Here is a 25,103-nt window from a genome sequence, read left to right as displayed (position 1 = left end):
TTTTTTCGCCCATGACACCAATCCCTTCCCTGTCGACCGCATTGCGCTACTGGCTGAAGCTGGGGTTCATCAGCTTTGGCGGCCCGGCCGGCCAGATCGCGCTGATGCATGCCGAGCTCGTCGAGCGACGGCGCTGGATTTCCGAGCAACGGTTCCTGCATGCACTGAACTATTGCATGCTGCTGCCGGGGCCGGAAGCCACGCAGTTGGCCGTCTATATCGGCTGGCTGCTGCACCGGGCGCGTGGCGGCATCCTGGCCGGCACGCTGTTCGTGCTGCCGTCGCTGCTGATCCTGATCGGGCTGGCGTGGATCTACCTCGCGTTCGGCCACCTGCCCGCCGTCGCGGCCGTGCTGTACGGCATCAAGCCTGCCGTGGTCGCGCTGGTGCTGGCGGCCACCTGGCGCATCGGCCGGCGCACGCTGCGCAACGGCTGGCTGGCGAGCCTTGCCGGTGCCGCGTTCCTGGCCATCATGGTAGACGTGCCCTTCCCCGCCGTCGTGCTGGCTGCCGCCGTGCTGGGCTGGCTGGGCGGGCGGTTGCGGCCGGCCGCGTTCGTGCCGGGCATGCCGGGCCATGGCAAGGCCATCGCCCACCATGGTCCCGCCGTGATCGACGACGACACGCCGACGCCACCGCATGCCCGTTTCACATGGGGCAGGCTGCTGGGCGCGTCCCTGGCGGGTGTTGCTCTCATGGCAGGCAGCTGGGTGGCGGTAGCCGCGCTCACGGGCCTGTACAATCCGCTCGCGCAGATGGGCTGGTTTTTCACGAAGGCGGCCTTGCTGACGTTCGGCGGCGCCTACGCGGTGCTGCCGTATGTCTACCAGGGCGGCGTCGAAACGTATGGCTGGCTCACGCCGGCCCAGATGATCGACGGCCTGGCACTGGGCGAAACGACGCCCGGCCCGCTGATCATGGTGAACGCCTTCGTGGGCTTCGTCGGCGGCTGGCGGCACCTGGTGCTGGGCGATCCGGCCCTGTCCGGCGTGGCTGGCGCGGTGGTGGCGGCATGGTTTACGTTCGTGCCATCGTTCATCTTCATCCTGGCGGGCGGCCCGCTGGTGGAAGCCACGCGCGGCAATATCGGCATGACGGCACCGCTGACAGCGATCTCGGCGGCCGTGGTCGGCGTGATCGCCAGCCTGGCCGTGTTTTTCGGCGCGCACGTGTTCCACGCCGGCGGGCGCTGGGACTGGGCGGCGCTGGCGATCGCCGCGGTGGCGGCCTGGGCGTTGCTGCGCTGGCAAACCGGCCCCGTAAAGTTGCTCGGCGCCTGTGCAATCGCCGGCCTCGTGCTACATTACGCTAATGAAATCAACGCTTTAGTAGCGTTTAGCCAAGTCAGATAAAGCAGCTCACTGCTGCGAACCGGGTACCACTTTTGCAATGACCGAAAAGATCATCCTCCTCCACGACGGCCGCAGCCGGCCGCCGGCCATTCCCGCCGCGTTTGAAGCACCCACCGGCGAATTGCGCGACCGCCTGGCGCGGCCCCTTCGCGACCTGCGCATCTCGATCACCGACCGCTGCAACTTCCGCTGCGTGTACTGCATGCCGAAGGAAGTGTTCGACAAGGATTACCAGTACCTGCCCCACTCGTCGCTGCTGACGTTCGAGGAAATCACGCGCCTGGCGCGCCAGTTCGTCGCGCACGGCGTCGAGAAGATCCGGCTGACCGGCGGCGAACCGCTGCTGCGCAAGAATATCGAACGGCTGATCGAAATGCTGACCGCGTTGCGCACCGTCGACGGCAAGCCGCTCGACCTCACGCTGACGACGAATGGCTCGCTGCTCGCGCGCAAGGCGAAATCGCTGAAGGCCGCGGGCCTGCAACGGGTGACCGTGTCGCTGGACGCGCTCGACGATGCCACGTTCCGCGCCATGAACGACGTGGACTTCGCCGTTGCCGACGTGCTCGAAGGTATCGAAGCCGCCCATGATGCCGGCCTGGGGCCGATCAAGGTGAACATGGTGGTCAAAGCCGGCACCAACGAACAGGAAATCCTGCCGATGGCGCGGCATTTCCATGGCACCCCGCACATCCTGCGCTTCATCGAGTTCATGGACGTGGGCGCCTCGAACGGCTGGAACATGAAAGACGTGATTCCATCGGCCGAGATCGTTCGCCGGATCCACGCCGAACTGCCACTGGTGCAGGTGGACCCGAACTACACGGGCGAGACGGCGGCACGCTGGCGCTATGCCGATGGCGGCGGCGAGGTTGGCGTCATTTCCAGCGTCACGCAGGCGTTCTGCCGGGACTGCACGCGGGCGCGCCTGTCCACCGAAGGCAAGTTGTACACCTGCCTGTTCGCCACGCAGGGCCACGACCTGCGCGCCCTGCTGCGTGACGGGCACAGCGACGAGGAGCTGGCCGCCGCGGTCGGCGCGCTGTGGCAGGCGCGCGGCGACCGTTATTCCGAGCTGCGCACCATCAACACGGACGGGCTGTCCGGCAGTGCCGCGCGCAAGGTCGAGATGTCCTACATTGGTGGTTAACTGCGTGGTGGATAACTGCGTGGTGGATAGCTGCGTGGTGGATGACTGCGTGGCGGAGACATTCTGGAGAATGAGTTGAGCGACAACGACATCAGCGGCCTGGTCCTTGCAGGCGGCCGCGGCAGCCGCATGGGCAACGTGGACAAGGGCCTGCAACCGTTCCGGGGCACGACGCTGGTGGCGCACGTGCTGCAGCGCCTTGCGCCGCAAGTGGCCAGCGTGGCGATCAGCGCCAACCGCAGCCGCGAAACCTATGCGGCACTGGGCGCTCATTTGCCGGCGACTGTGCTTGCCGATGAGCTGACAGGCTTCGCCGGTCCATTGGCCGGCTTGCAGGCGGGCCTGCGCCAGTGCACCACGCCGTTGCTGACGACGGTGCCGTGCGATTCGCCGTTCCTGCCGGAAGACCTGGTACAGCGGCTGCGCGAGGCGCTGCTGGCGCAGGATGCCGACGTGGCGTTCGCCGTGACGATGGAAGCGGACGATGCCGGCGCGGCACGCAAGCAGCCGCACCCGGTATTCGCGCTGATGAAAGTGGCGGTGCTGCCCCGGCTCGATGCCTATCTGGCGGGGGCGGGCGCAAGATGGGCGGATGGCACGAGGGCTTGAAGGTGGCCGAAGTGCTCTTCAACGATGCCGCGGCGTTCCGCAACATCAACACCCTGGAAGAGCTGCAGCGCGAAGACCGCGCGCAACGCCTGCACGATCTCACGTGCGATCTCGATCCGTGCGCGATGCCGGTGCGGCGCGCGCGCGATGTCATCGAACGATTCGTGCGGCCCGTGCGCGGCGTGGAGAAAGTGGCGCTGCGCGCCGCGCTGGGCCGCGTGCTGGCCGAGGACGTGATCTCGCCGATCAGCGTGCCCGCACACGACAATTCCGCGATGGATGGCTTTGCATTCGCCGGCGCCCAGCTTTCGCCCGACCATCCGACCAAGCTGAAGGTGATCGGCACCGATTTCGCCGGACGCCCGTCCGGCCTGCGCCCCGGCCCCGGCCAGTGCCTGCGCATCATGACGGGCGCGGTCATGCCCGCCGGCTGCGACACGGTGCTGCCGCAGGAGCGCGCGGAAGGCATCGAGGATGACTGCGTGACGATCGCGCCGCGCAGCGTGCGCACCGGCGACAACCGCCGCCTGGCCGGCGAAGACCTGATGGCGGGCCGCCCGGCACTCGTCGCCGGCAAGCTCATCCGCCCGGCCGACCTGGGGCTGATCGCCTCGCTCGGCATTGCCGAAGTGGCGGTGCGGCGCCGGTTGCGCGTGGCGTTCTTTTCCACCGGCGACGAATTGCGCTCGGTCGGCGAACCGCTGGCGCAAGGCTGCGTCTACGACAGCAACCGCTACACGCTGTTCGGCATGCTCACGCGCCTTGGCTGCGAGCTGGTGGACATGGGCCTCGTGAAGGACGACCCGGCGGCGCTGGAAGCGGCGCTGCGCGACGCATGCCACAGCGCGGATGCCATCGTCACCTCCGGCGGCGTGTCGGCCGGCGCCGCCGACTACACGCGCGACATCATGGCGCGCCTGGGCGACGTGGCGTTCTGGACGATCGGCATGCGCCCCGGCCGGCCGATGGCGTTCGGCCGCATCGGCGCCGATGGCCGCGAGGCCTTCCTGTTCGGCCTTCCCGGCAATCCCGTGGCCGTGATGGTGTCGTTCTACTTCTTCGCCCGCCCCGCCCTGCTGCGCATGATGGGCGCCGATGCGCCGGCCGACCTGCTGGTACAGGCGTGCTCCGCCGAACCGATCCGCAAGCGCCAGGGGCGTACCGAATTCCAGCGCGGGGTGCTGTCCATTGCGCCCGATGGCAAGCGCGAGGTGCGGATTACCGGCGCGCAGGGGTCCGGCATCCTGCGTTCGATGACGGAAGCGAACTGCATCGTCGTGCTGCCGGACGAGCGCGGCAACGTGGCCGCGGGTGAACCGGTGGAAGTGCTGCTGTTCGAGGGGCTGGTCTGACCCGTGGCAAGCACGTGCGGCCTTGCAGCGGCGCCGGTTCACCGGCCCTTGTCCAACCCCGCCTCCATTGCCCTTTCCCCGAACAAGCGCGCATCCATGGGTTTGACCTCGTCCGCGATGCGCGGCACGAAATCCATGCGCGCCAGGATATCGCGTTCGATATCGATGCCCGGCGCCACCTCCACGAGCTCCAGCCCCTGCGGCGTCAGGCGGAATACGCAGCGCTCGGTGACGAACAGCGCTTCCTGCCCGCGCTCGAGGGCCACGGCGCCACTGTAGGTGCGATGTTCAACCTCGTGCACGAATTTGCGTGACTCGCCTTCGCGCACGATGCGCAGGCCGCCGTCGCCAATGGCCACCTCCAGCGCGCCGGCCGTGAACGTGCCGATGAAGACCACCTTGCGGGCGCTCTGGCTGATGTTGATGAAGCCGCCGGCGCCGGCCAGCTTGCGGCCGAATTTGCTCACGTTCAGGTTGCCCTGCCGGTCGGCCTGCGCCAGGCCGAGGATGGCCACATCGAGGCCGCCGCCGTCATAGAAGTCGAACTGGTAGGGCTGGTCGATGACGGCGTCCGGGTTGACGGTGGCGCCGAAGTCGAGCCCGCCCGCCGGCATGCCGCCGATGACGCCCGGTTCGGCCGTCAGCGTGAAACGGTCGAGCATGCCCTCTTCGGCCGCGACGGCCGCCACGCCTTCGGGCATGCCGATGCCGAGGTTGACGATGTCGCCGTCGGACAGCTCGAGCAGCGCGCGGCGGGCGATCACCTTGCGGGCGGACAGCGGCATGGGGTTGATGCCGTCGAGCGGCACGCGCAATTCGCCGGCAAATGCGGCATCGTAGGGCGTGCCGAAGGTTTGCATGTGGTATTCCGGCTTCTCGGCGACCACCACGCAATCGACGAGGATGCCGGGGATGCGCACCTGGCGCGGCGGCAGCGTGCCGCAGGCGGCCAGCCGCTCGACCTGCACGATGACGATGCCGCCGCTGTTGTGCGCGGCCATCGCGATCGCCAGCGCTTCGAGCGTGAGCGCTTCGCGCTCCATCGTCACGTTGCCGGCGCTGTCGGCCGTGGTGCCGCGGATGATCGCCACGTCCACGGGGATCGATTTGTAGAACAGCCATTCCCGGCCGCCGATCGTCGTCAGTTCGACCAGGTTCTCGACCGTGCGGCCATTGACCTTGCCGCCGCCATGGCGCGGGTCGACAAAGGTGCCCAGCCCCACGTGCGTGAGCAGGCCGGGCTTGCCGGCGGCCGTGTCGCGGAACAGCTGGCTGATCACGCCTTGCGGCAGGTTGTAGGCTTCGATGCGGTTGTCGATGGCCATGTGCTGCAGTTTCGGCACCAGGCCCCAGTGGCCGCCGATGACGCGCTTGACCAGGCCTTCGTGGCCGAAGTGGTTCAGGCCGCGCTCGCCGCCGTCGCCCTGCCCGGCCGCGTACAGCAGCGTCAGGTCGCGGGGCACACCCTGGAACGTGAAGCGCCGCTCGAGGGCAACGGCAATGTTTTCCGCGAAGCCCACGCCGACGAAGCCGCCGGTTGCCACCGTATCGCCATCGTGGATCCTGCCAACCGCCTCCTGGGCACTGACGATCTTGTTACGATGGGGCATGGCGGCCTCCTTTGGCAGCGATTCAGTTGTCTGTAATGTCCAGTTCGGTTTCGACCTGCCGGCCCAGCAACAGTTCCGCCGCCTCGGCCGGCAGTGCCTCGACGGATTTCAGTTTCTTTGCCATCTGGCGGCTGCGTACTTCCGCCGATTCGATGTTCTTCGCGGCGCGTTCCAGCGTGGTTTTCGTGGCTGCCAGCACGTCGCCGAACTTGCTGAATTCCGTCTTGACCGCGCCCAGCACCTGCCACACTTCGGACGAACGCTTTTCCAGCGCCAGCGTCCGGAACCCCATCTGCAGGCTGTTCAGCAGCGCCGTCAGCGTGGATGGGCCGGCAATGCTGATGCGGTTCACGCGCTGCAGCTCGTCCGCCAGGCCCGGGCGCCGCATCACCTCCGCATACAGCCCCTCGGTCGGCAGGAACAGGATCGCGAAATCGGTCGTCTGCGGCGGGCACACGTATTTGTCCGCGATGGTTTTCGCTTCGGTGCGCACCGCCCGTTCCAGTTCGCGGCCGGCCAGCGCCACGCCCTCGGCATCGGCCCGCTCGGCCGCCTCCAGCAGCCGTTCGTACTGCTCCTTTGGAAACTTGGCGTCGATCGGCATCCAGACCGGCGGCCCGCCGTCCTTCTGGCCCGGCAATTTCAGCGCGAATTCCACGCGCGCATTCGTGCCGGCCACCGTTTCCACGTTTTTAGCATACTGGTCGGGCGTCAGCACTTGTTCGAGCAGCATTTCGAGCTGCACTTCACCCCATGTGCCGCGGGTTTTCACGTTCGTGAGCACGCGTTTCAGGTCGCCCACGCCCAGCGCCAGCTGCTGCATCTCGCCCAGGCCCTGGTGCACGCGCTCCAGCCGGTCCGATACCTGCCTGAACGATTCCGTGAGCCGCGATTCCAGCGTAGCATGCAACTTTTCATCGACGGTCTGGCGCATCTCTTCCAGCCGCGCCGAGTTATCGGCCTGCAGGTCGCGGATGCGCGTTTCCAGCGTCGCGCGCACTTCGGCCATGCGACGCGCATTCGACTCCGTCAATACTTCGATCTGGCGGCGCATGCCGTCGAGCTGCTGGACGGTGGCGGCGTGGGACTGGGCGAGCAGGTTACCCATCTCCTGCCGCTGGGCCTGGGCGGTGGCCTGCAATTGCATGCGCACTTCGCGCTCGACCCGTTCCAGGCGTTCGGCGATGTCGCCATCTCTGCCGGCGCTGCCATTGTTGCCGCGAACGAGAATGACGATCTGCACCGCAAGAATCGCGATGGCCAGCGCCAGCAAGGCGTAGATTTCCATGGTTCAGCCGCCTTTGTTGGCTCAGTCCGCTTTATTGCGCATCCAGTCGGCGGTCTGGTAGAACGATTGCATCAGCCGCAGGCGCAGGTCTTCGGCGATGCCCACGTCTTCCATCGCCCAGGCCATGGCGCGCAGCCACTGGTCGCGCTCGCTGCTGCCGACCGCGAACGGCAAATGCCGGGCGCGCAGCCGCGGGTGGCCGAACTGCTCCTGGTACAGGTCGGGGCCGCCCATCCAGCCGGTCAGGAACCAGTACAGCTTGTCGCGCGAGCCATCCGTGGCGGGCGGGTGCATGGCGCGGATGCCGGCGAATTCCGGTTCCAGCTCCATCAGATCGTAAAAACGGTCGACCATCTCGCGGAGCTTTTCAGCGCCACCGATGACCTCGTAAAGGCTGCGGGATTCAGGAAGGGAGTCAGTGCGTGATTCAGTCATAATCGTCATGATAGCGCACTGCACGTAAGCTGATTGATCCAAATCAATTCCGCACGCGATACCGCTCAACATGGCTGGGTTTGGTAGGAAGATGGCTTGTTTCGAGCCATTCACACAGCCATGCGTCACGATGCAATCGAACGCGCGGCCGGCGGCTTCATCGGCCGGCTGGCGCGGCGCCACCGCGGCGGCGAACGCGCAGCCATCCAGGCGTTTGTCCTTGGCTGGCTCAGCGTCATCCTCCACCCCCTATATTTCGTGATGTTCACGTGGGTATTCCCACAACCTTACGAAAGCCCGGCGCTCCGGGTGCTGGGCACGCTGCTGGGCGTGGCCGGCATTGCCGCCGCGCGTTACCACACCCGCTGGTGCGAGCTGTATGTGCCGTTCGCCCTCACATTCGTGCTGCCGTTTTTTGGTGCCTACATGTTCATGATGAACGGCGCGGCGGGCGCGTGGGCACAGTGCCTGACCGTGATGATCGTGGGCCTGTTCCACTTCCCCACGAAGCTGGCGCTGCGCTGCTATGCGACCGGCACGCTGCTTGCCTGCCTGTGCGTCATCCTGCAAGGCAAGGGTGACGTGATCCTGTCGGCGGGCGTGCTGCAGCAGTTGCCCGTGCATGGCATGATCGTGCTCCTGCTGGGCCTGGCCCGTTTTTCCCGCGTGGCGCTGGAGCAGGAAAAGCTGGCAGGCCTGGGCGAAGGCCTGGGCGCCGTGGCGCACGAGATGCGCACGCCGCTGGCAAGCATGGAAGCCAATGTGCGCGGCCTGACACGCATGCTGGGAGCGCTGCCATCCGGCCAGCCCGACGATGTCCGCAATGCGATGTCCCGCGTGCAATACGAAGTGCGCCACATGAACCACCTGATCGACCTGTTCCTGCTGTCGGCCAATGCGGTGCGGCGGCGCCACGAGCCGTTCGAGACCGTGTCGATGGCCGATGCCGTGCAGTCCGTGCTGCGCCGCTACCCGTTCACGGGCCCGGAACAGAGCGATGCGGTCACGGTGCAGGTGCGCGGCAATTTCCGTTTCGCCGGCCAGCACGAACTGACGGTGGTCATCCTGCTCAACCTGCTGCGCAATGCGCTGAAGGCCATCCACCGCGCCGGCAAGGGCCGCGTGCGCATCATCGTCGATGGCAACCGCAAGGCGCCCAGGCTGCTGTTCATCGACACGGCATGCGGCATTGCCGCGCGCCGCCTGCCGCTGATCTTCCAGCGCTTCTACGCCTACCCCGCGCACAACGGCACAGGTATCGGACTCGCGCTGTGCCGGCAGATCATGCGCGCATGGAACGCCGATATCCGCTGCGTGTCGCGCGAGCACGCCTACTCGATCTTCGTGCTGGAGTTCCCCGTTCAGCACAGCACACCGCCATCAGGTGACTCATGAGACTTCCGATCCTTTTCCATCCGACCACGGTCGTGCTGGTGGACGACAGCGATTCCTTCCTGAAAAGCCTGACGTTCCAGCTCGATCCGCTGTTGCCGGGCAAGACCTTCCACGATACGGCGGTGGCGCTGGACTGGTTTGCCCGCAGCACCCGGCGCGAAGACCTGCCGCTGCACGTGGATTTCGACAGCCTGAACCAGTCGCCCGACCAGCCCAACGTGGCCGTCGACATGCGGCGCATCCACCGCGTGTGCGAGCAGCCCATGCGTTTCACGATCCCTTCCGTGCTCGTCGTCGATTACTCGATGCCGCAGATGAATGGCGTGGAATTCTGCGAAGCGCTGCGGCACCTGCCAACGAAGAAAATCCTGTTTACCGGGGCGGCGGACGAAAAGATCGCGGTCGATGCGTTCAATCGCGGCCTGATCGACCGCTACATCAAGAAAAGCGACGACGACGCGCTCGACCGGCTGGAAGTGGAAATCGGCGCCATGCAGCGCGCCTTCTTCCTCGACTACACGCAGACACTGGCGGACATGCTGGCCCTGCACGACTTCAGCTTCCTGCGCTGCCAGGCGATGGCCGCCGTGGTGCAGGACCTGTACCGCCGCCATGGCTTCGTCGAGCATTACCTGTATCCGGGCCCGGCCGGCATCCTGTTCTTTGACCGCTATGGCCGTGCCAAGCTGATGGTCATTGAAACGGAACAGGGCATGTGCGCCCAGTACGAAGTGGCGCGCGACAACGATGCGCCGCACTCGCTGCTGCTGGCGCTCTCGGAACGGCGCGTGCTGCCGTTCTTTCCACCCGGCGACGGCATGTACTCGACGGAAGCGGGCGACGAATGGCACCGCCACTGCCGCGCGCCGCAGGTGTGCATGGGCCGCGAAAAATATTACTGGGCGCTGTTCGATTTCCCCGAACATTACCTGGCCGCGCCGCCGGCGCCGTTCGAGCAGTTCCTGAATGCGCGGCAATCAGCGGATTTCCTGGCGGCGTAGCACAGGCCGCAGGATACGGTGCCGAATGACGCCCTGCTGATGGAGCGAGCATCCGGCACCGGTGTTCGTCAGGCTTCGCGCAGCGTTTGCAGCGGCGGCTGGCGCAGCACGTTGCGCAAGCCGAGCCAGCCGCCGATCGCGGCGCACACGGCACCCACCACCACGCCGGCCATCCAGGCCATGGGGCTGAATACCCAGTCGAACTTGAACTGGTAAGTCGCCAGCCCCCAGCCCATCGCCGCAGCGCCGGTGGCGGCCAGCAGGCCGGCCAGCGAACCCACCAGCAGGAACTCGATCATCTGCGCGCGTGACAGCTGGCGCCGCGTCGCACCCAGCGCGCGCAGCAGGCCCGATTCGCGCGTGCGCTCATCCTGCGAGCCCATCAGGGCCGCATACAGCACCAGCAGGCCGGACGCCAGCGTGAAGGCAAACAGGAACTCCACCGCCTGGATCACCTGGTCGAGCACGGACTGGATCTGGCGCAGCACGCCGCCCACGTCGATCACCGTCAGGTTCGGGTAATCGCGCGACAACTGCGTGCCCAGCGCGGCCGATTGCTTCGGCAAGTGGAACGAGGTGATCCACGTCTGCGGCGTGTCGGCCATGGCGCGCGGATTGATGATGACAAAGAAATTCACCCGCATCGAGCCCCACTCGAGCTTGCGCAGGCTGGTGATCTTCGCTGTCACCGGCGAGCCGGCGATATCGAACTGCATCGTATCGCCCAGCTTGAGGCCCAGCGTCTTGGCCAGCCCTTCCTCGACGGAGGCCTCGGCGCTGCCCGGGGCGTCGTCGAACCATTTGCCGGCCGTGAGCCGGTTCTGCGAGGGCATCTCGGCCATCGTCGACAGGTTGAACTCGCGCTCGGCCAGGTTGCGCGCGCGCCCTTCCGGATACGTGGCCGGCGTGACCGGCTTGCCGTTGACGGCCGTCAGCCGCCCGCGGATCATCGGGTACAGCGGCGCTTCCAGCGCGCCGCCGGTGCGCAGCTTGCCGGCGATTTCGTCCTTCTGGTCCGGCTGGATGTTGATGACGAAGTGGTTCGGCGCATCCGGTGGGGTAGCGTTGCGCCACGATGTCATCAGGTCGTCGCGCACGATCGTCAGCACCAGCAGGGCCATCAGGCCCAATGCAAGCGACACGACCTGCACCACGGTGGCGCCCGGGCGCCGCTGCAGCGACGTGACGGCGAAGCGCCAGGCCGGATGCTTCAGCGACGTGCGCAGCGACCTCAACGCCTTCAGGCCGCCATAGCCGGCCAGCGCGAACAGGCCGAAGGCGCCCACGAAACCGAGTGCCGTGTACAGCGCCAGCTTCAGGTCGCCGGCCTGCCACAGCAGCAGCACGACGAAGGCCGCCAGCCCGAGCCCATACGTGGCCAGCGCCATCGGTTGCGGCGGCGCCTGCTCGCGGCGGATCACGCGGTTGTGCGGCACGTTGCGCAGCTGCAGGATCGGCGGCAGCGCGAAGCCGGCCAGCAGCAGCATGCCGGTGGCCAGCCCCTGCAGCGCCGGCATGAACGATACGGGCGGCAAATCGGCTTGCACCAGACGGCCCAGCAGTTCGAGCAGCACGAAGTGGCTGCCGAAGCCGACCAGCACGCCGATCACGCTGCCGGCAAGGCCCACGAGCAGGAATTCGATCAGGTAGATCGCCGTCACCTGGTTCTGCGTCAGGCCCAGGCAGCGCAGCATGGCGCACGCATCGAGGTGGCGCAGCATGAAGCGGCGCGCCGCCATCGCCACGGCCACGGCGGCCAGCATCGCCGACAGCAGCCCCACCAGCGACAGGAAACGGTCGGCCCGCTCCAGCGTTTCGCGCATTTCCGGGCGGCCTTCTTCGAGCGTGTCGATGCGGATATTGCGCGCCTTGCCGGCATTGATCTCGGCGCGCACCCAGTCGGAGAACTCCTTGACCGCGGCGCGGCCATCCGGCCCCTGCCCCGCGGCCAGCAACCGGTAGGTGATGCGCGAACCGGTCTGCACGAGGTTGGTTTTCGCCAGCTCGTCATGGCGCAGCATCACGCGCGGCGCGAAGTTGATGAAGCCGGTGCCGCGGTCGGGCTCGGCGGCGATGAGCTGCGCGATGCGGAACGTGGCGTCCCCCACCCGCACCGCGTCGCCCACCTTCGCGTTCAGCGCGCGCAGCACGGCAACGTCGATCCACACGGTGCCCGGCGCCGGAATGTCGGGTGCCGGCGTGCCCACGCTGTCGTTGGCCTGCTCCGGATCGGTCGTGACCTTCACGCGGCCGCGCAGCGGATAACCGGCGCCGACGGCCTTCAGCGAGGCCAGCACCGATTGCGCGGCCTCGCCTTCGCCGGCCTGCGCCATGCTGGGGAAAACGGCCGTATCGGCGAGCACGAGGCCGCGGCGCTTCGCTTCGTCACGCCAGGCCCCGGCAATCTGCTGGTCGCCGGCGATCACGAGATCGGCCCCCAGCAACTGGTGGGCATCGCGGTTCAGGCCGGCGCGCAGCCGGTCGATGAAGAAGCCGGCCGACGACAGCGCGGCGACGGCGACGATCAGCGCGACCAGCAGGAAGCGCAACTGGCCGGCGCGCCAGTCGCGCGCGGTCATGCGGAGGGCCTGGAGGAACATGGTGGTCAGACGACGTCGAACGCCGAGAAATACGCATCCACTTCATCGAGGAACTTCTGCTTCTGTTCCGCCGGCAGGAACGAGGCGGCAAAGCTGTTCTTCGCCAGTTCGTGCGCATGCTGCAGGCCCAGCGGCAGCGAGTCGAACGTGGCCAGGTAATTCTCGTTCAGGTAGCCGCCGAAGTACGCCGGGTCGTCCGAATTGATCGTCACCACGATGCCGGCGTCGAGCAGCGACAGCAGGTTGTGCTGGCCCATGTCGTCGAACACGCGCAGCTTGATGTTCGACAGCGGGCATACCGTGAGCGCCATTTTCTCGGCGGCCAGGCGGCGCGTGAGCTCGGCATCCTCCAGGCAGCGCACGCCATGGTCGATGCGCTCGACGTGCAGCACGTCAAGCGCCGACCAGATGTAGGCGGGCGGGCCTTCCTCGCCGGCGTGCGCCACCAGGTGCAGGCCCAGCTCGCGGGCGCGCGCGAAGACACGCGTGAATTTTTCGGGCGGATGGCCGACCTCGGACGAGTCGAGGCCCACGCCGATGAACTTGTCGCGGTAAGGCAGCGCTGCTTCCAGGGTGGCCAGCGCGTCGTCTTCGGACAGGTGGCGCAGGAAGCACAGGATCAGCGTGGCCGACACGTCGCTGTCGGCGCAGGCGCGGTGGATGCCGTTGATCACGTCGCCCATCGGCACGCCGCGCGATGTGTGCGTCTGCGGATCGAAGAAGATCTCGGCATGGCGCACGTGGTCGGCTTTTGCGCGCGCGAGGTAGGCGGCCGTCATGTCGTAGAAGTCCTGCTCCTTCAGCAGCACACTGGCGCCGGCATAGTAAATGTCCAGGAAGGATTGCAGGTCCTTGAACGCATAGGCGGCGCGCAGGGCTTCCACCGACGGATAGGCGAGCTGTACGCCGTTGCGCTGCGCCAGCGCGAAAATCAGTTCGGGTTCGAGCGAACCTTCGATGTGGATGTGCAGTTCGGCTTTCGGCATGTTCTGCACGATATGGCGGATTTGGGTGTTCATTGGCTTCCTTTGTTCCTGATAAAGCGCATCTTAGCGCAAGAACAAATCTTTTTTGAATCCATGCCCTTCCGCACGGTTTGTGTGGTGTTCAGCACAGCTTGAACAACCATGCTACTGTGGTGCCAAGCGTGAAGAAATTGGCAACAATGCTGTGAGTGGGCTCAAGCGTGCGATGGTTTAACCTTGCGAATCATGGTCTTGGAGATGAAATTGAAGATGCAGGATAATCTTTTGACTTCCCGCACCATAAGCGCAATAATCAATTTCATCTGCGTAAGATGCGTTTCGGCGCACACACACGCAAGCCGGCACCTTTCCACGGCGCGGCATATAAGAAACTCAGCTCACGGCGCGCGCAACGCGTGCCATTGCCAGAAGCTGAAGGTATTCATTGACAATCAAGGAGCAGCACCCAGGATCAGGCCGACAGCCTTGCACCACGACTGCCGACCGCAATAAGGGAGCCTGACGAACCGCCGCGCGCATCCACAAGATTGGCGGCGCGGCAGCGACGACGGCATCCCGTGACTTGTAGGTTTTCATCAGAGGACACGCACATGACGATCTTTGACACTTACGCAGCACGGTATGAGCGCACCCGGGAAGAGGAAATGTCCCTTTCCGAATATCTGCAGTTATGCAAGAAGGATCACCTGACCTACGCGTCGGCGGCGGAGCGGATGCTGGCCGCGATCGGTGAGCCGACGCTGGTCGACACGCGCAACGATACCCGGCTGTCCCGCATCTTCGCCAACAAGGTCATCAAGATCTATCCCGCCTTCCGCGAGTTCTACGGCATGGAGGAAGTGATCGAACAGGTGGTGTCCTACTTCCGCCATGCGGCGCAGGGCCTGGAAGAACGCAAGCAGATCCTGTACCTGCTGGGCCCGGTCGGCGGCGGCAAGTCGTCGATCGCCGAAAAGCTGAAGTCGCTGATGGAACAGGTGCCGTTCTATTGCCTGAAGGGTTCGCCCGTCAACGAATCGCCGCTCGGCCTGTTCAACGAAGCGGAAGACGGCGTGATCCTGGAAGAGGACTACGGCATTCCGCGCCGTTACCTGCGCAGCATTCCCAGCCCGTGGGCGGTGAAGCGGCTGCATGAATTCAACGGCGACATCAACCAGTTCCGCGTGGTCAAGCGCTATCCGTCGATCCTGAAGCAGATCGCCATTTCAAAGACCGAACCGGGCGACGAGAACAACCAGGACATCTCGTCGCTGGTTGGCAAGGTCGACATCCGAAAACTCGAGGATTACGCGCAGGACGATCCGGATGCGTACAGCTACTCCGGCGGCCTGTGCCTGGCGAACCAGGGCCTGATGGAATTCGTGGAGATGTTCAAGGCCCCGATCAAGGTGCTGCACCCGTTGTTGACGGCCACGCAGGAAGGCAACTACAAGGGCACCGAAGGTTTCGGCGCGATCCCGTTCGATGGCGTGGTACTGGCCCACTCGAACGAGTCGGAGTGGAAGAGCTTCCGCAACAACCGCAACAACGAGGCATTCCTCGACCGTATCTACATCGTCAAGGTGCCGTACTGCCTGCGCGTGTCCGACGAGGTGAAGATCTACGACAAGCTGCTGCGCAACTCGTCGCTGGCCGAAGCGCCATGCGCGCCGGGCACGCTGCGCATGATGTCGCAGTTCGCCATCCTGTCGCGCCTGAAGGAACCGGAAAACTCGTCGATCTTCTCGAAGATGCTGGTCTACGATGGCGAGAACCTGAAGGATACCGATCCCAAGGCGAAGTCGATCCACGAATACGTCGATTACGCGGGCGTGGACGAAGGCATGAACGGCCTGTCGACCCGCTTCGCCTTCAAGATCCTGTCGAAGGTCTTCAACTTCGACTCGACGGAAGTGGCGGCCAATCCCGTGCACCTGCTGTACGTGCTCGAGCAGCAGGTCGAACGCGAACAGTTCCCGCCAGAAACGGAACAGAAGTACTTCTCCTATATCAAGGAGCACCTGGCGCAGCGCTACGTGGACTTCATCGGCAAGGAAATCCAGACCGCCTACCTGGAGAGCTATTCGGAATACGGCCAGAATATCTTCGACCGCTACGTCACGTTCGCCGATTTCTGGATCCAGGACCAGGAATACCGCGATCCGGACACGGGCGAAAGCTTCGACCGCGAATCGCTGAACGCCGAACTGGAAAAGATCGAGAAGCCGGCGGGCATCAGCAATCCCAAGGATTTCCGCAACGAGATCGTCAACTTCGGCTTGCGTGCCCGCGCCAACAACGGCGGCAAGAACCCGGCGTGGACGTCCTACGAGAAATTCCGCACGGTCATCGAGAAGAAGATGTTCTCGAACACCGAAGAACTGTTGCCGGTGATCTCGTTCAACGCCAAGGCCAGCGCCGAAGATGCCAACAAGCACGCCGACTTCGTGGCCCGGATGGTGGAAAAAGGCTACACCGCCAAGCAGGTAAGGCTGCTGTGCGAATGGTATCTGCGCGTGCGGAAGTCGTCGTAAGGCTGTCAGTGCCATAATAGGTTCAACAAGCGAGTCTGGTTTACCGCAGTACCGGGCTTCGCGCTCCCGCTTCCCGGCGGGAGCGCGGTCCCCACCGCAGGAGGATTCTTTTGAGTTACCTCATCGACAGACGGCTACAGGGCAAAAACAAGTCCGCGGTCAACCGCGAACGGTTCCTGCGGCGCTACAAGGCCCAGATCAAGGACGCGGTCGGGCGCGCCATCAAAGGCCGTTCGATCACCGACATTGAAAATGGCGAAAAGGTTTCGATTCCCGTCAAGGACGTGAACGAGCCCAGCTTCGGCCACGCCCATGGCGGCGTGTGGGAAGTCGTCAATCCCGGCAACCAGGAATACCAGAAGGGCGACCAGATCGCCCGGCCCAAGGGCGGCGGCGGCTCCGGCCGCGGCAAGGCGGGCAACAGCGACCAGACCAACGAGGATGACTTCATCTTCGAGCTGTCGCGCGAGGAATTCATGAATTACTTCTTTGAAGACCTCGAACTGCCGAACCTCGTCAAGACGCAGCTGACGGCCACCACCGATTTCAAGAGCCAGCGCGCCGGCTACACCGTGTCCGGCACGCCCAGCAATATCCATGTATTGCGCTCGCTGCGCGGCGCGCTCGGCCGGCGCATCGCCGTGGGCGGCCCGTCGCGCAAGGCGCTGGCCGAAGCGGAACTGGAGCTGGAAACGCTGCTGCTGGCCGATGTGCCGCTCGACGATTTCCGTGTTGTCGAGCTGAAGAAGCGCATCCATCACCTGCACACGAAGCTGCTGGCGATTCCCTACATCGACCCGTTCGACCTGCGCTACAGCAACCGCATCAAGATTCCCAAGCCGATGACGCAGGCCGTGATGTTCTGCATTATGGATGTGTCCGGCTCAATGGATGAACAGCGCAAGGACACGGCAAAACGCTTCTTCATCCTGCTGTACCTGTTCCTGAAGCGGGTCTACGACAAGATCGAGGTGGTCTTCATCCGCCACCACACGGCGGCGGCCGAAGTGGACGAGCACGAGTTCTTCCACTCGCGCGAGTCGGGCGGTACTGTGGTGTCGTCCGCGCTGAACCTGCTGAACAAGATCATCGACGAGCGCTACGGCGCCGGCCAGTGGAACAGCTACGTGGCCCAGGCATCGGACGGCGACAACTGGGACAACGACTCGGTACTGTGCCGCCAGTTGCTGGCCAACACGATCATGCCGAAGGTGCAGTATTACACCTACGTGGAAATCACCGATGGCCCGCCGCAGAACCTGTGGGAACAATATGCGCAGGTGCCGGAGATCCACCAGCACTTCGCCATGCAGAAGATCGTCACGCCGGCCGACATCTATCCGGTGTTCCGCGAACTGTTCAAGAAGCAGCCTAAATAGTCAACTGCCCTGCCCTGGAGGGCGGAGCTGGACAGGCGCAAGCCTGACGGCTCGGGTTTGGAGCAAACCTGATGAACCAGATGATGAAACGACCGCCGCACCCGCGTGCGCTGCCCGAGCAGTCGGAATGGACGTTCGAGCTGATCGAACAGGCGCACGAGGAAATCAAGCGGGTGGCCGAAGCCTTTGGCCTCGACACCTATCCCAACCAGCTCGAGATCATCACGGCCGAGCAGATGATGGATGCCTACACATCCGTCGGCATGCCCGTGTCGTACAGCCACTGGTCGTTCGGCAAGCATTTCCTGTCGACCGAAAAGGGCTACAAGCGCGGCCAGATGGGCCTGGCCTACGAGATCGTCATCAACAGCAATCCCTGCATTGCCTACCTGATGGAGGAAAACAGCCTGACGATGCAGGCGCTGGTGATCGCGCACGCCGCCTACGGCCACAATTCCTTCTTCAAGGGTAATTACCTGTTCCGCACGTGGACCGATGCCGATGCGATCATCGACTATATGGTCTTTGCCAAGAATTACATCGCCGAATGCGAGCAGCGGCACGGCATCGATGCCGTCGAGCTGCTGCTCGATTCCTGCCATGCGATCCAGAATTATGGCGTGGACCGCTACAAGCGGCCGGCCAAGCTGTCGCTGGCGCAGGAACAGCGCCGGCAAAAGGAACGCGAAACCTACCTGCAGTCGCAGATCAACGAGCTGTGGCGCACGCTGCCACGAAAGGCCGAGGAGGAAACGGTGGCGCAGGCCCCGATCCGCTTCCCGCCCGAGCCCGAGGAAAACCTGCTGTACTTCATCGAGAAGTACGCGCCGCTGCTGGAACCCTGGCAGCGCGAGCTGGTGCGCATCGTGCGCAAGATTTCGCAATACTTCTACCCGCAGCGGCAAACCCAGGTCATGAACGAAGGCTGGGCCACGTTCTGGCACTACACGATCCTGAACCAGCTGTATGACGAAGGCGTGGTCGGCAATGGCTTCATGATGGAATTCCTGAAGAGCCACACCAACGTTGTCTTCCAGCCGCCGGTGCACAGTCCCTATTACAATGGGATCAATCCGTATGCGCTCGGCTTCGCGATGATGACGGACATCCGCCGCATCTGCGAGAACCCCACGGCCGAAGACCGCGAATGGTTCCCGGATATCGCCGGCAGCGACTGGAAGCAAACGCTGCACTTCGCGATGCGCAACTTCAAGGACGAAAGCTTCATTGCCCAGTACCTGTCGCCGCGCCTGATCCGGGAATTCCACTTCTTCGCCGTGCTCGATGATGACCGCAATGAAAAGCTGTCCGTCTCGGCCATCCACGACGAGATGGGTTACCGCTACGTGCGACAGCAACTGGCCGACCAGTACAACCTGGGCAATCGTGAACCGAACATCCAGGTCTGGTCCGTCAACACGCGGGATGACCGCGCACTGACCTTGCGCCATACGCAGTTCAACCGCCGCCCGCTGAACCAGCAGGCACATGAAGTGCTCAAGCACGTGGCACGCCTCTGGGGCTTCGATGTCCACCTCGATACCGTGTCACCTGAAGGCAAACTGATCAGCACGCTGGAATGCAAGCGTGAAAAGCGCGGCCGCCTGATTTGACCGTTCTTTCGTATCGATCTCCGGCGGGCGGCTGCATGGCTGCCCGCCGCTACATTTCAGGGTGCGATCCGGATTGACGCGCCAAGTCCGGCACTTTCCCTTCCCTCCTCGGAGCGCCGTCCGAACGGCATGGCAACCGAACTCCTTCATCCGTTAAAAACCCTGTAAACTGGTCTGACCGCATTACCGGATCGGCTTGACCGGACCTACATTTTCAGCCGACGCCGGCATTTTTTCTGTAGTGAACTTTCAAGCTTGGTTTTTTTGTATTCGCATGCTCCACCGGGGCTGCAAATTGCATATACTGGTCAGTCGAAGGTACCGCTCCCATTCTTATGAAATAGCAAGTTTCGGTACCAAATTTTACATACCTTGAAGGGAGGGAATTGCGCAGAAAATTTTGTTTTTTTCGCATTCGGAAAACTTCATGACACTGTTTGCACGGCTTGCACAGCGTTGGTCAGCGGTGCCCCGGAACGGACGCCAGATTGGTGCACGGGAGCAGCTAAGGGCATGAAATTTAACCAGTTTTTTGAGCCCAAAATTCTATGTACAATGAAGAATTCGTATGTATAATTCGCCGACGTCCCGGATGCGGCTGTAGCTTTGTGTCGCTATTTTGGGGTTCAAGTAGAGTAGGTATTGGAGAAAGCAGGCATGAATTTTAGTGATAACGGGAAGGTCAAAAAGAACTATACCGGCATCGTGGTAGTGGTTGCTTTGCACATCGTCGCTGGTTATGCAATGGTGTCGGGCATGGGCAAACGGATCGTCACTAAAATGATCGAGCCGGTTGAAACCAAGATCATCGAAGAGGTCGCTCCACCGCCACCGAAGGAGTTGCCGCCACCGCCTCCGCCGCCGGAAATGAAAGCGCCACCACCGCCGTTCATTCCGCCAGTTGAAGTGAATGTGCAGCAGCCGCCGCCACAGCAGAACGTGATCGCCAACACGACCCAGCAAAAGCCGGCAACGACCGAGCTGGCGAAAGCGGCACCACCGGCACCTCCTGCACCGCCGGCACCTCCGGCCCAATCCGTGCGTGTTCCTGCAGTGGCTGACTTCAGCACCTGCGCGAAGCCGGAATGGCCGAAGTCGTCGCTGCGTAACGAAGAAACCGGCACGGTAACCCTGTCGTTCCTGATTGGCGTTGACGGTCGCGTTGCCGATTCCAAGATCGTGAAATCCAGTGGTTTCCGGGATCTGGACAAGGCAGCCGTGAACGGTATCGGCAAGTGCAAGTTCAAGCCGACCCTGGTCGATGGCAAGCCGGAGCAGGCGTGGATGCAGATGCAATACGTCTGGACGCTGGAATAACCCGAGACAAAGTCTCATTTAGCAATATTCGTTGTCGTTACGTTCAGCGAACTGATCTTTTATCAATTTGGAGGAAGCATGTTTAAGAATACCCGTTTGTCCGCTGTACTGGCCGCTGTGCTGTTCTCGGTGACCGCAGCAACCGCCCTGGTAAGCGCGCCGGCCATGGCCGATGCACCTGCCCCGGCCCCAGCGGATGCGGCAGCAGCGCCGGCAGCGGATGCGGCAGCAGCACCAGCAGCCGATGCAGCAGCACCGGCAGCCGACGCAGCAGCACCTGCTGCCGACGCAGCACCGGCAGCAGCTGGCGGCCACGGCGCCACGGAAGAAGTGGAAAACCCATTCGGCTTCAAGGCAGCATGGGAATCCGGCCCTGTTGCCAAAGGCACCATCATCATCATGTCGATCATGTCGATCGGCTCGTGGTACATCATCATCACCAAGCTGCTGGACCAGATGAAGATCATGCGTCAAGCCCGTGAAGCCTCCGCCAAGTTCTGGAAAGCATCGTCGATCGCTGCCGGCACCACGACCCTGGCCGAAGGTTCGCCGTTCCGCTTCATCGCTGAAACCGGCACCAAGGCTTCGGCTCACCACGACGGCGCCCTGCTGGAGCAGATCGACCTGTCGACCTGGGTGACGATGTCGATCCAGCGTTCGGTGGACAAAGTGCAATCGCGCCTGCAAGATGGCCTGTCGTTCCTGGCAACCGTGGGTTCGACCGCACCGTTCATCGGTCTGTTCGGTACGGTGTGGGGTATTTACGGTGCACTGACCGCCATCGGCATGACCGGTAACGCGTCGATCGACAAGGTTGCAGGTCCGGTCGGTGAAGCACTGATCATGACGGCATTCGGTCTGGCAGTCGCAGTTCCGGCCGTTCTGGGCTACAACTGGCTGGTGCGTCGTAACAAGTCCGCAATGGAAGAAGTGCGTACCTTCGCTGCTGACGTGCACTCGGTGCTGATCTCCGGCGCGATGTCCACCGCTGACTCCGCTGCTCGTGCGAAAAAAGTAGGCTAATACCATGTCGATGTCCGTAGGCTCCGATAGCGGAGGCGAAGACCAGGTAATGTCGGAGATCAACACGACGCCCCTCGTGGACATCATGTTGGTTCTCCTGATCATCTTCCTGATTACCAGCCCGGTCGTTCTCAAACTGCAGAAAATCACGCTGCCGTCGGAGATCAACCAGGCGATCCAAACGAAGCCGGAAAATGTCAACATCGTCGTTAACAAGGATGGTGATATCTACTGGAATCAGAAGAAAATGGCGGACACGAATGAGTTGTTCGATTTTCTGAAGGTCGAGGCCGTGAAAGTGCCGCAACCCGAGGTGCACGTGCGTGGCGATAAAGAAGCCAAGTATGAGTCGATCGGCCGCGTGATCTTCACGACCCAGCGCGCTGGCATCCAGAAGGTTGGTTTCATTACCGAACCGCCTGACAAGATGTAAGGCCCCTGCTCGGCCGGCCGGTTTATTACTGCCGGCCGGGCAGTCTTTGAAAAAGGAACACACCCATGAGTATGAATGTCGGTTCGGGCGGCGGTGCATCAAACGCGGATCCGGAACCAATGATGGAAATGAACATGACACCGCTCATCGACGTGATGCTGGTGCTGATCATTATGCTGATTATTACGATCCCGAAAGCAAACCACTCGGTGAACCTGAACATGCCGGTCGGTACGCCGCCGCCATCGACGGTGGAACCGGTGGTCGTGACGATCGACGTGGACTTCGACGGTACGATCCTGTGGGATGGCCAGACCATTCCCGATCGCGCGACGCTGGAGCAGAAGCTGATGAACGTGGCTGCACAGGCTGACCAGCCGGAAGTGCACCTGCGTCCCAACAAGCTGGTCGAGTACAACGCTGTTGCAGGCGTGATGGCTTCGGCCCAGCGCCTGGGCGTCACGAAGATCGGCCTCGTCGGTAACGAGCAGTTCCAGTAAGAGTATTTTCCTGGACAGTTTCGATGCCTGGCATACAAAATCGCGGTACTTCGGTACCGCGATTTTTGTAAGCGCGGGTAACTTTTGAAACTCAGGAGTACGGCTCTTTATTTTCCACGATAGGCAGGTTATCCTGCCTATTCTTGTTTTTTGATGAAAGATACCTCGCTTATGTCCAAGTTCCGTCTCGCCCATCTCGGCCTGGTAATGGCCGCCGTCGGCTTTACCGCTGCAGCTCCCATGGCTGGCCTGGTGTCCGCTGCCCATGCTGCCGATACGGTCCGTGCCGATGTGGGCAAACCATTGCAGGAAGCGCAGCGCCTGCTGAGCAGCGGCAAGGCCCGCGAAGCGGTGGCCAAGTTGAAGGATGCCGATGCCGTCGGCAACAAGACTGAATTCGAGAAATACCAGATCGAGCGCGTGCGCGCAGCCGCCGCCTCCACCGCCGGCGACACACCGACCGCCATCCGGGCCTTTGAAACCCTGATCGCCTCGGGCCGCCTGTCGGCTTCCGAAAAAGGCAAGTTCCAGGAAGGCCTGGCCGGCATGTATTACCGCGCCAAGGATTACCCGAAAGCGATCACGGCGATCCAGGGCGTGCTGAAGGACAATCCGGGCAACTCGCAGATGCAGCAACTGCTGACGCAGACCTACTTCATCAGCGGCCGCTTCAACGAAGCGGCTGCCGCGCTGAAGTCCGGCAAGCAGAACGAGGAAAGCCTGCAGATGCTGGCCAACATCCAGCTGAAGCAGAACGACAAGGCTGGCTACGTGCAAACCATCGAGAAGCTGGCCGGCAGCTACCCGAAAGCAAGCTACTGGGCCGACCTGCTGAACCGCGTGCAGGGCAAGCCGGGCTTCTCCCGCACGCTGGGCCTGGACCTGATGCGCCTGCGCCTGGCGCTGGGCCAATTGACGAAGCCTTCCGAGTACATGGAAATGGCCCAGCTCGCACTGCAGGCCGGCAATGCGCCTGAAGCGATCAAGATCATCGACCAGGGTTACAAGAAAGGCGCGCTGGGCACCGGCACCGACGCCGCCCGCCACCAGCGCCTGAAAGACCTGGCCAACAAGACCCTGGCCGACAATACCGCCGCCCAGGCAACCCATCAAGCCACCCTGATCAAAGAAAAAGATGCGGATGGCCTGTTCAATATGGGTTATGCCATGGTTACCGGTGGCAAGGCCAGCGAAGGCATTGCGCTGATGGACCAGGCGATGGAGTTCGGTACGGCACGCCGTCCGGAAGAAATGAAGCTGCACTATGGCATCGCGCTGTTCAACGCCGGCAAGAAGCAGCAGGCGCTGACGGCACTGAAGAACGTCAAGGGCACTGCCGGCGAATCCGACCTGGCACGTTACTGGACGCTGTATATCAACAATCCGAACGTGGCCGCATAATTTCCTGCACGGTTCCCGTTTTGAAAGCGCCGCCCTGCTCCGCAGGCGGCGCTTTTTACTTGGGTCGCCGCGGCCCTCCCTGGTGCGCTGCGGCATTTCCCATGTGAATTTGTAAAACCGCCGTATAATCCGTGGTTCAGGCAAAAGATTGCATATCCATGAAGGTATTTCGCGGACTCCCCAACGCAGCGTCCCGTGCGCCCTGCGCCCTCACAATCGGTAATTTCGACGGCGTTCACCGTGGCCACCAGGCCTTGCTGGCCCACGTGCGCACCGCCGCATCGCGCCTCGGCCTGGAAGCCGCCGTCATGACGTTCGAGCCGCATCCGCGGGAATTCTTTGCCCACAAGCAAAAAGACCTGTCGAAGGCGCCACCGCGGATCGCCAACCTGCGCGACAAGCTGGCCTCGCTGGAGGCGAACGGCATCGACCGCGTCATCGTCGAGCATTTCTCGGACAGCTTTGCCGCCCTCACCCCGCAGGACTTCACCGAGCGCGTGCTGGTGGACGGATTGCACGTCAAATGGCTGATGGTCGGCGACGATTTCTGCTATGGCGCACGCCGTGCCGGCAATGTACAGATGCTGCACGAAGCGGGCGAGCGCTATGGCTTCGAGGTCGAAACCCTGGAGACCGTGATGAGCGGCGCCACGCGCATCTCCTCGTCGGCGGTGCGCTCGGCGCTGGCCAACGGCGACTTTGCACAGGCCGAGCAATTGCTGGGCCACCCCTATTCGATTTCCGGCCACGTAATCCACGGCCAGAAGCTGGGCCGCACGATCGGATACCCCACGCTGAACCTGCGCGTGCCGCACCGCCCCGCCCTGTCCGGCATTTTCATCGTGCAGGTGCACGGCATTGCCGATGTACCGCTGCCGGCCGTGGCCAGCCTGGGCGTGCGCCCCACCGTGGAAGACGCAGGCCGCGTGCTGCTCGAGGTGCACATCTTCGATTTCGCCGCCAACCTGTACGGCCAGCGCATCAAGGTCGAGTTCCTCCACAAGATCCGCGACGAGGAAAAGTTCATCGACCTGCCGACGCTGACCGCGGCGATCGACCGCGACGCGGAGCAGGCGCGGGCCTGGTTCCGCGAACGCAGCGGTGCCGTCACCGCCACCGACCGAATTTGAGTGCCGGTCATCCGGC

General features: G+C 63.4%; 18 protein-coding genes and 2 pseudogenes. 15 read left to right on the top strand and 5 right to left on the bottom strand.

Features of this window, described 5'->3' with window-relative positions; translation table 11 throughout:
- Positions 1–11: 11 nt before the first annotated feature.
- From chrA to moeA, 4 genes and pseudogenes are all read left to right on the top strand, one after another.
- Positions 12–1,352 (top strand): chromate efflux transporter, encoded by a 1,341-nt coding sequence (gene chrA / locus EWM63_RS18905; protein WP_130187916.1) that lies wholly within the window; start codon positions 12–14, stop codon positions 1,350–1,352.
- A 37-nt stretch (positions 1,353–1,389) separates the two neighbouring features.
- Complete coding sequence (gene moaA / locus EWM63_RS18900; RefSeq protein WP_130187915.1) at positions 1,390–2,502, top strand: GTP 3',8-cyclase MoaA; 1,113 nt, start codon at positions 1,390–1,392, stop codon at positions 2,500–2,502.
- Between the two features lie 129 nt (positions 2,503–2,631).
- Positions 2,632–3,194, top strand: a pseudogene (gene mobA, locus EWM63_RS32080) (molybdenum cofactor guanylyltransferase MobA); the annotation flags it as partial.
- 42 nt (positions 3,195–3,236) lie between these two features.
- The gene (moeA, locus tag EWM63_RS18895; protein ID WP_207221346.1) at positions 3,237–4,463 is read left to right on the top strand and encodes a molybdopterin molybdotransferase MoeA; all 1,227 of its coding nucleotides are present in this window, start codon (positions 3,237–3,239) and stop codon (positions 4,461–4,463) included.
- Positions 4,464–4,528: 65 nt separating this feature from the next.
- Here moeA and EWM63_RS18890 read toward each other — a convergent pair.
- The 3 genes and pseudogenes from EWM63_RS18890 to EWM63_RS18880 all read right to left on the bottom strand — a co-directional run.
- Positions 4,529–6,073: pseudogene (locus EWM63_RS18890) on the bottom strand (acyl CoA:acetate/3-ketoacid CoA transferase); the annotation flags it as partial.
- A gap of 22 nt (positions 6,074–6,095) precedes the next feature.
- Positions 6,096–7,361, bottom strand: a complete 1,266-nt coding sequence (locus EWM63_RS18885; RefSeq protein ID WP_130187913.1) for a DNA recombination protein RmuC — start codon at positions 7,359–7,361, stop codon at positions 6,096–6,098.
- A gap of 21 nt (positions 7,362–7,382) precedes the next feature.
- Positions 7,383–7,796, bottom strand: a complete 414-nt coding sequence (locus EWM63_RS18880; RefSeq protein ID WP_130190475.1) for a group II truncated hemoglobin — start codon at positions 7,794–7,796, stop codon at positions 7,383–7,385.
- Between the two features lie 120 nt (positions 7,797–7,916).
- Here EWM63_RS18880 and EWM63_RS18875 point away from each other — a divergent pair, with 120 nt between their 5' ends.
- On the top strand, positions 7,917–9,191 hold the full coding sequence (locus tag EWM63_RS18875; protein ID WP_130187912.1) for a sensor histidine kinase: 1,275 nt from the start codon (positions 7,917–7,919) through the stop codon (positions 9,189–9,191).
- Positions 9,188–10,192, top strand: coding sequence for a response regulator (locus EWM63_RS18870; protein ID WP_130187911.1), 1,005 nt, complete (start codon positions 9,188–9,190; stop codon positions 10,190–10,192). Before EWM63_RS18875 ends, EWM63_RS18870 begins: the two co-directional genes overlap by 4 nt.
- Before the next feature lie 68 nt (positions 10,193–10,260).
- On the opposite strand, the gene EWM63_RS18865 is transcribed toward EWM63_RS18870, so the two are convergent.
- Both EWM63_RS18865 and EWM63_RS18860 read right to left on the bottom strand, forming a co-directional pair.
- The gene (locus EWM63_RS18865) at positions 10,261–12,771 is read right to left on the bottom strand and encodes an ABC transporter permease (RefSeq protein ID WP_371861103.1); all 2,511 of its coding nucleotides are present in this window, start codon (positions 12,769–12,771) and stop codon (positions 10,261–10,263) included.
- Between the two features lie 26 nt (positions 12,772–12,797).
- Complete coding sequence (locus EWM63_RS18860; RefSeq protein WP_130187909.1) at positions 12,798–13,811, bottom strand: adenosine deaminase; 1,014 nt, start codon at positions 13,809–13,811, stop codon at positions 12,798–12,800.
- Positions 13,812–14,368: 557 nt separating this feature from the next.
- On the opposite strand from EWM63_RS18860, the gene EWM63_RS18855 reads away from it, so the two are divergent.
- From EWM63_RS18855 to EWM63_RS18815, 9 genes are all read left to right on the top strand, one after another.
- The gene (locus EWM63_RS18855) at positions 14,369–16,291 is read left to right on the top strand and encodes a PrkA family serine protein kinase (RefSeq protein WP_130187908.1); all 1,923 of its coding nucleotides are present in this window, start codon (positions 14,369–14,371) and stop codon (positions 16,289–16,291) included.
- A gap of 110 nt (positions 16,292–16,401) precedes the next feature.
- On the top strand, positions 16,402–17,670 hold the full coding sequence (locus tag EWM63_RS18850; protein ID WP_130187907.1) for a YeaH/YhbH family protein: 1,269 nt from the start codon (positions 16,402–16,404) through the stop codon (positions 17,668–17,670).
- A 71-nt stretch (positions 17,671–17,741) separates the two neighbouring features.
- Complete coding sequence (locus EWM63_RS18845) at positions 17,742–19,283, top strand: SpoVR family protein (RefSeq protein ID WP_371861102.1); 1,542 nt, start codon at positions 17,742–17,744, stop codon at positions 19,281–19,283.
- Between the two features lie 657 nt (positions 19,284–19,940).
- Positions 19,941–20,600 carry an energy transducer TonB gene (locus EWM63_RS18840; protein WP_130187906.1) on the top strand — a complete coding sequence of 220 codons (660 nt, stop codon included), beginning with the start codon at positions 19,941–19,943 and terminating at the stop codon, positions 20,598–20,600.
- A gap of 78 nt (positions 20,601–20,678) precedes the next feature.
- Positions 20,679–21,623 (top strand): MotA/TolQ/ExbB proton channel family protein, encoded by a 945-nt coding sequence (locus tag EWM63_RS18835; RefSeq protein ID WP_165390864.1) that lies wholly within the window; start codon positions 20,679–20,681, stop codon positions 21,621–21,623.
- Between the two features lie 4 nt (positions 21,624–21,627).
- Complete coding sequence (locus tag EWM63_RS18830; RefSeq protein ID WP_130187905.1) at positions 21,628–22,056, top strand: ExbD/TolR family protein; 429 nt, start codon at positions 21,628–21,630, stop codon at positions 22,054–22,056.
- A 65-nt stretch (positions 22,057–22,121) separates the two neighbouring features.
- Entirely contained in the window at positions 22,122–22,556 is a 435-nt protein-coding gene (locus tag EWM63_RS18825) for an ExbD/TolR family protein (protein WP_207221116.1), read from the top strand.
- A 171-nt stretch (positions 22,557–22,727) separates the two neighbouring features.
- Entirely contained in the window at positions 22,728–23,957 is a 1,230-nt protein-coding gene (locus EWM63_RS18820) for a tetratricopeptide repeat protein (RefSeq protein ID WP_229487375.1), read from the top strand.
- Between the two features lie 158 nt (positions 23,958–24,115).
- Entirely contained in the window at positions 24,116–25,087 is a 972-nt protein-coding gene (locus tag EWM63_RS18815) for a bifunctional riboflavin kinase/FAD synthetase (RefSeq protein ID WP_130187904.1), read from the top strand.
- The last annotated feature ends 16 nt before the right edge of the window (positions 25,088–25,103 follow it).

Origin of the sequence: Pseudoduganella lutea (assembly GCF_004209755.1) — a bacterium.
Taxonomy (GTDB): domain Bacteria; phylum Pseudomonadota; class Gammaproteobacteria; order Burkholderiales; family Burkholderiaceae_D; genus Rugamonas; species Rugamonas lutea.
This window is presented reverse-complemented; position numbering and strand designations above follow the sequence as displayed.